The organism is Caulobacter sp. BP25 (genome assembly GCF_002737755.1).
In the GTDB taxonomy this organism is placed as follows: domain Bacteria; phylum Pseudomonadota; class Alphaproteobacteria; order Caulobacterales; family Caulobacteraceae; genus Caulobacter.
In genome coordinates, this window is the sequence record NZ_PEGH01000019.1 from 212,872 (window position 1) to 223,411 (window position 10,540).

At 67.6% G+C, this 10,540-nt stretch carries 11 protein-coding genes and 1 pseudogene; 5 read left to right on the forward strand and 7 right to left on the reverse strand.

All coding sequences use genetic code 11. The annotated features are described in order from the left end of the window. The first annotated feature begins 25 nt into the window (after nucleotides 1-25). The 3 genes from CSW59_RS18650 (at nucleotide 26) to CSW59_RS18660 (ending at nucleotide 2,340) form a co-directional block, all read left to right on the forward strand. Nucleotides 26-502: a DUF3429 domain-containing protein gene (locus CSW59_RS18650; protein ID WP_099445470.1), complete on the forward strand. Its 477-nt coding sequence runs from the start codon at nucleotides 26-28 to the stop codon at nucleotides 500-502. Between the two features lies 1 nt (nucleotide 503). Beyond that, complete coding sequence (locus CSW59_RS18655; RefSeq protein WP_099445471.1) at nucleotides 504-1,244, forward strand: SDR family oxidoreductase; 741 nt, start codon at nucleotides 504-506, stop codon at nucleotides 1,242-1,244. Between the two features lie 79 nt (nucleotides 1,245-1,323). Then, nucleotides 1,324-2,340 (forward strand): 2-hydroxyacid dehydrogenase, encoded by a 1,017-nt coding sequence (locus CSW59_RS18660; RefSeq protein WP_099445472.1) that lies wholly within the window; start codon nucleotides 1,324-1,326, stop codon nucleotides 2,338-2,340. Nucleotides 2,341-2,351: 11 nt separating this feature from the next. Here the strand turns inward: CSW59_RS18660 and CSW59_RS18665 are convergent, their stop codons facing one another. Together CSW59_RS18665 and CSW59_RS18670 are read right to left on the reverse strand one after the other, a co-directional pair. Next, the gene (locus tag CSW59_RS18665) at nucleotides 2,352-2,687 is read right to left on the reverse strand and encodes a hypothetical protein (protein ID WP_099445473.1); all 336 of its coding nucleotides are present in this window, start codon (nucleotides 2,685-2,687) and stop codon (nucleotides 2,352-2,354) included. Between the two features lie 196 nt (nucleotides 2,688-2,883). After that, the gene (locus tag CSW59_RS18670; RefSeq protein ID WP_099445474.1) at nucleotides 2,884-3,612 is read right to left on the reverse strand and encodes a glutathione S-transferase family protein; all 729 of its coding nucleotides are present in this window, start codon (nucleotides 3,610-3,612) and stop codon (nucleotides 2,884-2,886) included. 92 nt (nucleotides 3,613-3,704) lie between these two features. Here CSW59_RS18670 and CSW59_RS18675 point away from each other — a divergent pair, with 92 nt between their 5' ends. Continuing rightward, a complete protein-coding gene (locus tag CSW59_RS18675) occupies nucleotides 3,705-4,424 on the forward strand; it encodes a YafY family protein (RefSeq protein WP_099445475.1) in 720 nt (239 codons plus the stop codon). A gap of 4 nt (nucleotides 4,425-4,428) precedes the next feature. Here the strand turns inward: CSW59_RS18675 and CSW59_RS18680 are convergent, their stop codons facing one another. The 3 genes from CSW59_RS18680 to CSW59_RS18690 all read right to left on the reverse strand — a co-directional run bounded on the left by CSW59_RS18680 (nucleotide 4,429) and on the right by CSW59_RS18690 (nucleotide 7,579). Further along, nucleotides 4,429-5,412 carry an alpha/beta hydrolase gene (locus CSW59_RS18680; RefSeq protein ID WP_099445476.1) on the reverse strand — a complete coding sequence of 328 codons (984 nt, stop codon included), beginning with the start codon at nucleotides 5,410-5,412 and terminating at the stop codon, nucleotides 4,429-4,431. 84 nt (nucleotides 5,413-5,496) lie between these two features. Beyond that, nucleotides 5,497-6,303, reverse strand: a complete 807-nt coding sequence (locus CSW59_RS18685; protein ID WP_099445477.1) for an RNA methyltransferase — start codon at nucleotides 6,301-6,303, stop codon at nucleotides 5,497-5,499. 19 nt (nucleotides 6,304-6,322) lie between these two features. After that, on the reverse strand, nucleotides 6,323-7,579 hold the full coding sequence (locus tag CSW59_RS18690; protein ID WP_099445478.1) for an MFS transporter: 1,257 nt from the start codon (nucleotides 7,577-7,579) through the stop codon (nucleotides 6,323-6,325). Between the two features lie 219 nt (nucleotides 7,580-7,798). On the opposite strand from CSW59_RS18690, the gene CSW59_RS18695 reads away from it, so the two are divergent. Then, nucleotides 7,799-8,851: a LacI family DNA-binding transcriptional regulator gene (locus tag CSW59_RS18695; RefSeq protein WP_099445479.1), complete on the forward strand. Its 1,053-nt coding sequence runs from the start codon at nucleotides 7,799-7,801 to the stop codon at nucleotides 8,849-8,851. Here CSW59_RS18695 and CSW59_RS21535 read toward each other — a convergent pair. After that, nucleotides 8,848-9,972 (reverse strand): methyl-accepting chemotaxis protein, encoded by a 1,125-nt coding sequence (locus tag CSW59_RS21535; protein WP_369825795.1) that lies wholly within the window; start codon nucleotides 9,970-9,972, stop codon nucleotides 8,848-8,850. The two genes, CSW59_RS18695 and CSW59_RS21535, sit on opposite strands and share 4 nt — an antisense overlap. Nucleotides 9,973-9,978: 6 nt before the next feature. Further along, nucleotides 9,979-10,384 (reverse strand): annotated as a pseudogene (locus tag CSW59_RS21540) (protoglobin domain-containing protein); the annotation flags it as partial. Nucleotides 10,385-10,540 lie beyond the last annotated feature (156 nt).

Below are 10,540 nucleotides of genomic sequence, written 5' to 3' on the forward strand. Positions count from 1 at the left end.
CGCTCGATCAGAGGAGCGGGAAATCATGTCGCGCGTGGAAGGAGTCGGCCAAGAGCGGTCCCAGGCTCAATTGATGACAGCGCTCGGGGCGCTGGGCTTGATCCCCTTCCTGGCGCCGCCGGTTCTGCGGATCGACTGGTTCGAGCCTATCCTAGCCTGGAGCAGCCTTCAGATCATCTATGGCGCGGCCATCCTGTCCTTCCTGGGCGGCGTGCGGGCGGCGCAGGCGGTGTTCAGCGACGATTGTCGCGCGGACACGCTGATCCTGGCCATGGCGCCGCCGCTGGTCGGCTGGGTCCTCGCCGCGATCGGCGTCATGGGACAGACCGAACCACGCCTGGCTGCCGACGCCCTTCTGGGCATGGCCGCCGCCCTGGCCGCCCAGGGCGTCTGGGACGTCACCTCCAGCGCTCTCCCAGAATGGTATCGACAGCTGCGGCTGCCGCTTACGGCCATGGCTTGTATCGGCCTGGTGATCGGCGCGGCCGTGGTGGGCGGCTGAGATGGCCTTGGACGACACGCGCGCCCCACGACTGGCAGTCGTGATTGGCGCGGGCGGCGGCCTGGGCCGCGCCTTCGTGAAGGAACTGCGAAGCGAGCCCGGCTGGACCAAGGTGGTCGGCGTCGGCCGACGACGACCGGACGATTGGCCAGAAGACCCTCGCCTGCCGTTCCTGGTCGCCAACCTGCTAGACGAGGACGCCCTGGCGGATCTGGCGAGCGCGCTGTCGGCACTGGGCTCGCCCGGCCTGATCCTGATCGCGACCGGCCTTCTGCATGAGCCTGGCCTGATGCCCGAGAAGGCGATGAAGACGGTGACGGCCGCCAGTCTCTCGCGACTGTTCGAGGTCAACGCGGTGCTGCCAGCGCTAATCTGCAAACACCTGGCGCCGCTACTGCCCCGAGACGAACGCAGCGTGATCGCCGCGCTCTCGGCCCGCGTGGGCAGCATTGGAGACAACCGGCTGGGCGGCTGGCACGCCTATCGCGCCAGCAAGGCGGCCCTGAACATGCTGATCCGGTGTCAGGCCATCGAGCTGGCGCGCGAACGCCCGTTGGCCATCTGCGCCGTCCTGCATCCTGGAACCGTGGATACGCCGCTTAGCGCGCCGTTCGCGCGGGCCAGCCGTTCGGTCGAGCCGCCGCAGACCGCGGCCGCGCGCCTGCTGAAGGTCATCCACCAGCTCGAACCCGCCGACAGCGGCGATTTCTTCGACTACGATGGGGCTCCCATCCCCTGGTGATCGCACCTCCGTAGCCGCCCGCGCTGCGCGCTCCCGCCACGATCTGCTACCGCTGCGACGATCACGGAAGGAGCCCACCATGCGCGTGGCGATGTTCTCGGCCAAGGCCTACGACCGGCGTTTCTTCGACGCCGCAAACGCCACATTCGGTCATCGCATCGACTACTACGAGGCCCGCCTGGACGCCTCCTCCGCGCCGCTGGCGGTCGGCTATCCGGCGGTTTGCGTGTTCGTCAACGACCGGCTCGACGCCGCGACGCTGGAGGCCTTGGCGACCGGCGGCACGCGGACCGTGGCCCTGCGGTGCGCCGGCTTCAACAATGTCGACCTGGCGGCGGCCGAGCGGCTGGGCGTCACGGTTGTCCGGGTGCCGGCCTATTCGCCCGAGGCGGTGGCCGAGTTCACCCTGGGCCTGCTGCTGGCGCTGGACCGCAACATCCCGCGCGCCTACGCCCGGGTGCGCGAAAACAACTTCGCGCTCGATGGTCTGATCGGCCGGAACCTCGCCGGACGCACCGCCGGGGTGGTCGGCACGGGCCGCATCGGGGCGCTGGTGGCGCGGATGCTGCGACTGGGCTTTGGCTGCGATGTGCTGGCGAGCGACGTCGTGCAAGACCCCGCCCTGGTCGCCGCTGGCGTCCGCTATGTCCCGGTCAAGACGCTGCTGCGCGAGTCCGAGATTATTTCGCTGCACTGCCCGCTGACGCCGGAGACCCGCCACCTGATCGACGACACCGCAATCGCGGCCGCCAAGCCCGGGTTTCTGATCGTCAACACCAGCCGAGGCGCACTGATCGACACCACCGCCCTGATCGCGGGGCTGAAGTCACGCCAGGTCGGCGGCGTGGCGCTGGACGTCTATGAGCAGGAAGCGGACCTGTTCTTCGAAGACCTGTCGAACGAGATCATCCAGGACGACCTCTTCCAGCGCCTGTTGACGTTCCCGAACGTGCTGGTGACCGGACACCAGGCGTTCCTGACCGAAGAAGCTCTCACGGCGATCGCCGAAACAACGCTGGGCAATCTGGCCGACGTGGAGGCTGGGCGCCCGTCGGCGCACGCGGTGTCCGCGAACGCCGTCAGGCCAGCGCATTAGGCCTTGAGGCCTCAGTCAGCCTTGTCCTGCAAAGACACGCGCAGGCGGGCGGCGACGTCGCCCAGGGTGATGGCGTTCAGAGCGTCGTTGACCTCGAGACGACCGGTGTGATGGCTCTCGTGAAGGACGCGGCCGGTGAAATCGGTGATGGCGGTGATGTGCTGAGCCAGCATGTCGACCATGTGCAGTTCGTGCATGACCGCCAAGCGGTGCTCTGCTGGAACGACCTCAAGTATCTTGCCAAGCGCCACGTCCAGATGTCCGCACGCCACCGCCGCGATCGACATCTCCGCCGAGATCGCTTCCAGCACCGTCTCAACGCCCACCGGCGCCAAAGTCTCAGACATCCCTAACCCCCTATTTTGAAGGCCGCAAAACAGCACACGCCCCCCGATAGGGGCAAGACCTAGGTGTGTGCGGCCAATGATCGCGCCAAAGCGAGGTCATTGGCCGTCAACAACGTCAGATCGAGGCAAGTTGCAACCACTGATCGCAACATGAAGAGGGTTCACCTAGACTTCGGCCGGAGATTTCCCCGGTCCTTTAAGCCGCCTGACGCAGTCCCCAGGGGTGGGCGGGGTAGAACTGGCTCATCATGCGGCCGACATAGGCCACAAGGCGCGGATAGCTTTCCGCCTCGCGCCGTAAGGGCGAGTCGAAGAACGGCGTCATGATCGCCGCCAGCATCGCGAAGCCCGCGGCGTCCACGCCGACCGGATGCGTGTCCCGCATCAGATAGGTCTTGTCCTCAAGCAACTCGTCCAGCGAACGCAACGAGAGGCTGCCCAACCAGGCGACCTCCTCGCGCAGGTGACGACCAACGCCGACGGCCCGCACATTGGCCGTCACCGCTTCCAGCAGACCCTTGCGAAGCGCCTCGCGCAAAGGTTCCGGCGCCTGGTCGAACCATCGCGCCGGGCCCTTGGCGAAGTTGGCCGGCTCTAAGAAGCGGAAATAGCTGGAAACCCAGCCCAGCTGGTTCTCGATCATCCGTTCGATGGCCCAGGCCTGGGCCCGCTCCTTGCCAGACAGGCCGATGTCGAGATCAATATCGTACTTCTGCTCGATGTGAGCGCGGATGAAGGTGGAGTCGCCGATGGCCTGGGCGGCGTCTTCGATCCAGGGCAGCTGGCCTTTGGGGGCGGTCTCGCGGCTGCCGACCGTCTTGCGATAGTCAAGAGCGGCCATCATCAGCTGGACCTCGGTCTTGGTCACATACGGGCTGATCTCGGGCAGCCCAAACCCGGCTCCGGCGGCGAACAGCGTGATCATGGTCCCTCTCCGATCCCGAATGTCGTGATGGAGCTTGCTACCGCCACCCTACTGCCAGCATGCTGTCAGTAGCGATCGCCGATATGTGAGCCATGAGACGCGCCGAACGCCTTTTCCAGATCATCCAGATCCTGCGCCGCAGCCGCGCGCCGGTGACCGCCGACGCCATCGCCGCCGAGCTGGAGACCTCCAAGCGCAGCGTCTATCGCGACATCGCCGCCCTGGTTGGCCAGCGGGCGCCGATCCGCGGCGAGGCCGGCGTGGGCTATGTGCTCGAAGCCGGCTTCGACATGCCGCCCCTGATGCTGACGCCCGACGAGATCGAGGCTGCGGTGCTGGGCGCGCAGTGGGTGGCCGGACGCGGCGACCCGGTGCTGGCCAAGGCGGCCAAGGACCTGATCAGCAAGATCGCCTCGGCCGTGCCGGACCGCCTTCGCCCCTATGTGCTGGAGCCGGCGACCGGCGCCGCACCGGCCTGGAAGCCGCAGACTGACCGCATCGACGTCGCTCAGGTCCGCGCCTGGATTCACGCGGGTCGCAAGATCCGCCTCGACTACAGCGACGAGGCCGGCGCGGTCAGCAACCGGGTCATCTGGCCCGTCACGGTCGGCTATCGCGAGACCATCCGGATGATCATCGCCTGGTGCGAACTGCGCGAGGCGTTCCGCACCTTCCGCACCGACCGCGTGGTCGGCGCCGCGTTCCTGGACGAGCGGCACGGCAAGCGCCCGGCGGTGCTGCGCGCCGAGTGGATCAAGTTCCGCGACGCCGAGATCGCCGCCTGGAACGCCCGCAAACGGGAAGCCTGCTGACGCCTTAAATCCCGTGCCGCTTGGCGAAGGCCTCGAACAGGCTGGGCCAGGCCGCGACCGGCTTGTCGGGCGTGAACCGCAGGCCAAAGCCGTGGCCGCCCTCCTCGAAGACATGCAACTCGGTCGGGACCGCCTTGGCCTTCAGCGCCGAGAACATGACCAGGGCGTTCTCGACCGGCACGGTCTTGTCGTCAGCCGCATGCAGCAAGAACACCGGCGAAAGGCCTTCGCGCACCTGCTTCTCGGGCGAAAGCGCCAACGCGCGCTCGGGCGAGGCGTCGCGCGTCAGCAACTGCTTGCGCGACCCAGCATGGGCGATCGAAGGGTCCAGGCTGATGACGGGATAGACCAGGGCCGACAAGCTCGGCTTGGCCGGCATTTGATCGACCGCGTCGATCGGATCGTAGGTCGGCGCGTCGAACCGGACCGTCAGGTTAGCCGCCAGGTGACCGCCAGCCGAGAAGCCCATGATCGCGACCCGATCGGGCGAGAAGCCCATGGCCGAGGCCTTCGAACGGATCAGGCGGATCGCGCGCTGGGCGTCCTGCAGCGGCGCGTCGCCGCCCGCCGTCCAGCCATCGCCCGGCATCCGGTAGAACAGGACAAAGCAGGTGTAGCCGCTCTCGTTTAGCCGGCGAGCGGTCTCGTAGCCTTCCTTGTCCAGCACGACGCGCTCGTAGCCGCCGCCGGGGATCAGCATCACCGCCGCGCCGTTCGGCGTCTTGGGCCGGAACACAGCGAGCGTCGGCTTGCGAGTGTGGACCTGGGCGCGGTCGCGCGGGCCGCCGGGCGTGGTGCGATCGACGATTTGCTCCTCGACCGTGACGCCCTCCCCGCCCGGCGCGCCGTTCGGCCAGAGGGTGATGATCTCGGTGGGATCGGCCAGCGCCGCCTTGGAGGGTTGCACAGCCGCCTCCGCCCTTTGCGTCGCTAGGGATCCCAGGACGCCGGTGACAAAGGCCGCAAGGGCGCCGCGACGGTTTAGCATGGGATCGAAAAGCCTTCTGACGGGATGTTGTGGACGGGACCCTAAAGCGGCTTTCGCCGATTTGGAAACCGGTTTCCGCGATCGCTAGATCGACGCGAACCGCAGGTGGTGCAGCACGATCCCGCTGGTCGTGGCGACATTCAGCGAGTCAAAACCGTTGGCCATCGGTATCCCGACAGTCCGGGCGCGCGCCATAAGCTCGGGCGACAGACCAGGTCCCTCCGCGCCCAGCAAGACGGCGGTGCGGGGCGCGGGCTTGAGCTGTGCCAGGATTTCGGACGCAGACGGACTGAGCGCCAGGGCCTCGAAGCCCGTGCGCGCCAGCAGGTCAGCGATGTCCTCATCTCGGCCCAGCCGCGCGGTCGGGACTGACAGAGCCGCGCCCACCGAGACCCGGATCGCTTTGCGATACAGCGGATCGCAGCAGTCGGCGTCCAGGATGACCGCGTCCGCCCCGAAGGCGGCGGCGTTGCGATAGATGCCGCCGATATTGTCGTGATTGGCGATCCCGCAAAGCACCAGAACCACCGCCCGCGCGGGCAGGCCCGTCAATAGATCGGCGGCCGCGACAGGCTCGGGCTTGCGCCCCACCGCCAGCACGCCGCGATGCAGGTGGAAGCCGGCTATGGCGTCCAGCACGGCCTGGTCGGCGAGATGGACCGGGACATCCTCCGGCAAGCCGGCGAAGACGTCCTCCAGCTTGTCTCGCCGCTTGGGGTCGATCAGCAGCGAGACGACCCGCTGGGGCGCATCCCGGACGAAGGCCCGCAGAACCGTCTCGCCCTCGGCGATGAACAGGCCATCTCGCCCGACCAGGTCGCGCTCCTTGATAGACCGGAACGGAGCGACGGCGGGATCGTCGGGATCGGTGACGACGCGGAACTGCGGCAAGGCGGCCTCTAGCGAAGGATTAGCGCACCCCTCGTATCGGCAGGATCGCCAGACCGCCAGCCAGGGCCAACGCCGCCGCCGTGAGGAAGAAGGTCTGGTAGTTCATCTGGGTGGGCCCAAGCGCCCATACGGCCAGGGCGGGAGCCAAGGCCTGCGGCAAGGTGTTGGCCAGATTGATGACCCCCAAGTCTTTGCCCGCGTTGCGCTGCGAAGGCAGAACCTGGGTCACCAGGGCGATGTCCACGGCGTAGAAACACCCAGCGCCGCAGCCCAACACCACATAGGTCACCAGCAACAGCGGCCAGCTGGGCGAGAGCGAGAAGACGATCATTGTCGCGGCGATCATCAACGCCGCGCCGAAAGCAAACAGCTTGCGCCGCCGTAGTCGATCCGACAGCACCCCGCCCAGCAGGGCGAACGCCACGTTCGAAGCCGTCGAGACCGTCGTCAGGATCGCCAATCCTTCTTCAGCCCTATGGCCGGGGAACAGGCGCGGATAGGCCAGCACGTCCTGCAGGAAATAGAGCATGTAGTTCTGGGTCAGGCACAGCGCGACCAGCACCATGAACCGTCCGGCCCAAGCGAAAGCGAAGTCAGGGTGTTTTCGGGGATTCACCCACAGCCCCGACAGGAAAGAGGCGAGACGAAACGGCGGCACGCTGCTCTTGGGCAAGGGCGGATCGCGCAGGCTGACCACCAGCGGCAGAAGCCCGATCAGCAGCGCCGCCGAGATCGCCGCATAGCGCTGCCCCTCGACGACGAGTATTCCGCCGATCAGCACCGCGCCGGCGGCGGTGCCTAGGGGATTCCCCAAGCTTTGAAACGCGGCCACCAGGCCCTTCTGCCCATCGGGCACGCGATCGGGCATCACCGCCACCAGGGCCGAAAAGCAGAGATTGAAGGTCAGCTGGAACAGGATCATGCCGCCGATCAGGGCCAGCGGCGTCGTGGCGCGCATGATCGCCAGATAAGCCAGGGAGGCGCCGATCGCGCCGACCACGATCCAAGGTCGCCGGCGCCCGAAACGCGAAGTGGTGCGGTCACTGATCGCGCCGGCCAGCAGATTCGCGACACTGGCGACGATCGCGCCATAGAAGGCGACCTGGCTGAGCACCACGGCCTTGCCCGCTGGATCAATCGCCTCGGCCTTCAATGGCAACAGCACTTGAAGCAGCGGCTGGAACGAGACGAACGCGCCGATCTGCGCCAGCGTATAGGTCGCGATAAAACTCGCGCGCACCGGCTCCTGGGGCCGCGCCCGATCCTCTGGCCGCATATCAACTCCCCCGGAGCGAGCGATCGGCGTCGCCCGCCCTCATTCTTGAACCGGACCCGAGCAGGTCCGCGCGGTCTACGCCGCGTCTTTTCGCACAGTGGCCGCCCGGCCCTTGCCGCACAAGGGGCGCTATACTGTCGTCCAGAGGTTTCCATCTGGGCCGCGCAGGCTCTAGGCTGCGCGCTCTGGCGTGAGTCTCTCGAGGGGGCGAGGCGAACTATGGCTTCGGTGACGATCTACGACGTCGCCGCGCGGGCGGGCGTCTCGATCAAGACCGTCTCGCGGGTGATGAACAAGGAGCCGAATGTTCGGCCCGCCATGCGCGACCGTGTCCTGCAGGCGGCGGGCGAACTCGGCTACAGCCCAAACCTGTCGGCGCGCAGCCTGGCGGGATCACGCTCTTTCGTGATCGCCGTCTTCGTCGACGCGGCCTTGACCATTGACCACTGGCGCAGCGAGCGCGGCGCGGACTATCTGAGCCGCATCCAGCTGGGGGCCACGCTGGAATGCCGCGAGGCCGGCTACCACCTGCTGATCGAACTGATCGACCACGAAGGTCCGCAAGTCCGTCAGGAGGTCGCGGCCCTGCTGGCCGCCCTGAAGCCGGATGGCGTGATCCTGACGCCGCCGTCCTCGGACAACCCCGTGGTCCTGGAACTGCTCGACAAGGCCGGCACGCCCTATGTGCGCCTCGGCCCCGAGCGGGCCGAGGGTCTTGGCCCCCGCGTCCACATGGACGACGTCGCCGCCGCCCGCGAGATGACCGAGCACCTGATCGGCCTGGGCCACCGGCGGATCGGCTTCATCGTTGGAGAGCCGCGCTACGGCGCCAGCCAAGCGCGGCGCGAGGGCTATCTGTTGGCGATGAAGGCGCACGGCCTGCCAGTCTCTGAGGGACTGGTGCGCCAGGGCGACTTCACGTTCCAGTCGGGCGTGGCCGAGGCCAAGGCGCTGCTAGCCCTGCCGGACCGGCCGACGGCGATCTTCGCCAGCAACGACGACATGGCCCTGGGCTGCGTCGCCTCCATCGCCGAGGCCGGACTGATGACGCCCGGCGACATTTCGGTGGCAGGCTTCGACGACAGCTCCAGCGCCCGCTTCAGCCGCCCGCAGCTGACCACCGTGCGCCAGCCGGTGGCGGAGATGTCCTCGGTCGCGGCCAAGCTGCTGATCGCTCAGGCCAGGACGAACGAACCCGCGGAAAGGCCAGAGGATATTCTCCTGCCCTTCGAGCTGATCCACCGGGCCTCGACAGCGCCGCCGCCGCGCTAGCGCCCTGGGCGAGCGTAGGCGGCGATACGCGCGTGCGCCACATGGACCGCGTTGTCGTCCGACGGCTCGCCGCCGCCAGCCACGCCAAGCGTCCGCGCCGGCTCCGCGCCCAGGCGAAAAGCGGCCACGTGCTCTGACAGGTCGGACGCCTCGACGCGCAGGGCGTGGGTCGACTGGGTGGACTGAGCCACCATGGCGGCGTTGTGCTGGGTGACCTGATCCAGCTGATTTACGGCCGAATTGACCTGACCGAGGGCCCCAGCCTGATCGCTGGCGGAGGCCGCGATCGCGGTCACCATCGCCCCGATGCCGCCGACCTTCTCGACGATCCCGCGCAACGCCTCGCCCGTCTGCCCCACCAGTTCGACACCCTCGCCCACTTGACGGCTGGACTCGGTGATCAGCGACTTGATCTCCTTGGCCGCTTCGGCCGAGCGCTGGGCCAGCGCCCGCACCTCCTGCGCCACGACGGCGAAGCCCTTACCCGCGTCACCCGCCCGGGCCGCCTCGACCCCCGCGTTCAGAGCCAGGAGGTTAGTCTGGAAGGCGATTTCGTCGATCACGCCCAGGATCTGGTTCACCTGCTGCGACTGGGCCTCGATCTTGGTCATCGCCTGGGCGGCGCGGCCGACCACATCGCCGGAGCGTTTGGCCTCGGCGCTGGCCTCATCGACACGGGACGAGACCTCACGGGCGCTCTGAGCCGTCTTGCCAACAGCGGTGGTCAGTTCCTCGACCGCGGCGGCGGTTTGCTCCAGGGTGGCCGCCTGCCGTTCGGTGCGCTCGGAAAGATCCTCGGCGTCGCGCGCGATTTGCTCGGCGCCGGCGAGGATGCCGACCGCCGAGCGCTCGACCGCGTGCATAGCCGCGTCCAGCGCGCCCACCGCCTTCTCGAAGTCAATCTTCAGGCTCTGGAACTCTGGCGAGAGCTGACCCTCGACTCGAGTCGAAAGATCCCCCTCCGCCAACCGGGCCAGCGCCACGCCCAGAGCCTTGACCGCCCCGGCCTGACGCCGCTGGCCCGACTCGCGCTCAGCCTCCAGCGCCCGGCGCTGTTCCTCCATAAAGGCAAGATAGCTGGAGATGGCCAGGTCCATGTCCAGGAAGATGGCCTTGACCATGGCCGCAAGTCCGTCCGCCAGCTGCTGGTCGGACTTGCCGGCGTTGAACAATCCCTTGGCGCGCTTGGCGATCACCGCGCGGATCAGCTCCTCGGCGACCACGGCGTAGCCGCCGATGTACCAGCGCGGCTCAAGCTCGGCATGCACGTGGGCGCGACCGATCCGCTCCACGTCGCGCACATAGCTGTCACCGTACTCGGCCTGGGCGATGCGGCGCCAATGCGCCGCCTGGGCGCGCTGGGCGCCGGCGACTTGCCGTCTCAGGAAAGGCGCGGATCTGCTCGTAGAACTGTCCCAGCGCGTTTTCGATCTCGTCGTCGATGACCGGCTGAACGGCGCGCAGGGCCGAACGCGCGCGCTCGTCAAACCGCATGAAGGCCATTCGCTGGTCCAGCTTCGCGTCCGCGCCCATGCCGCTACTCCGAACTCTAGTTACATCTTGGATTGAGTTCGTTGGTGCCCCCCAATGTCTTAACCGACGTTAAATCCAGAACCGGAACTTCATTCACTTTTCGCCACGCCGCCGCCTCAACGTCACGTCATATCGAAACAAGCTGCGCCTTGACGC

Excerpts from the sequence above, each read along its gene's own strand:
- CSW59_RS18650 (WP_099445470.1), top strand. The coding sequence starts at position 26 with ATGTCGCGCGTGGAAGGAGTCGGCCAAGAGCGGTCCCAGGCTCAATTG.
- CSW59_RS18655 (WP_099445471.1), top strand. The coding sequence starts at position 504 with ATGGCCTTGGACGACACGCGCGCCCCACGACTGGCAGTCGTGATTGGC.
- CSW59_RS18660 (WP_099445472.1), top strand. The coding sequence starts at position 1,324 with ATGCGCGTGGCGATGTTCTCGGCCAAGGCCTACGACCGGCGTTTCTTC.
- CSW59_RS18665 (WP_099445473.1), bottom strand. The coding sequence starts at position 2,687 with ATGTCTGAGACTTTGGCGCCGGTGGGCGTTGAGACGGTGCTGGAAGCG.
- CSW59_RS18670 (WP_099445474.1), bottom strand. The coding sequence starts at position 3,612 with ATGATCACGCTGTTCGCCGCCGGAGCCGGGTTTGGGCTGCCCGAGATC.
- CSW59_RS18675 (WP_099445475.1), top strand. The coding sequence starts at position 3,705 with ATGAGACGCGCCGAACGCCTTTTCCAGATCATCCAGATCCTGCGCCGC.
- CSW59_RS18680 (WP_099445476.1), bottom strand. The coding sequence starts at position 5,412 with ATGCTAAACCGTCGCGGCGCCCTTGCGGCCTTTGTCACCGGCGTCCTG.
- CSW59_RS18690 (WP_099445478.1), bottom strand. The coding sequence starts at position 7,579 with ATGCGGCCAGAGGATCGGGCGCGGCCCCAGGAGCCGGTGCGCGCGAGT.
- CSW59_RS18695 (WP_099445479.1), top strand. The coding sequence starts at position 7,799 with ATGGCTTCGGTGACGATCTACGACGTCGCCGCGCGGGCGGGCGTCTCG.
- CSW59_RS21535 (WP_369825795.1), bottom strand. The coding sequence starts at position 9,972 with ATGGTCAAGGCCATCTTCCTGGACATGGACCTGGCCATCTCCAGCTAT.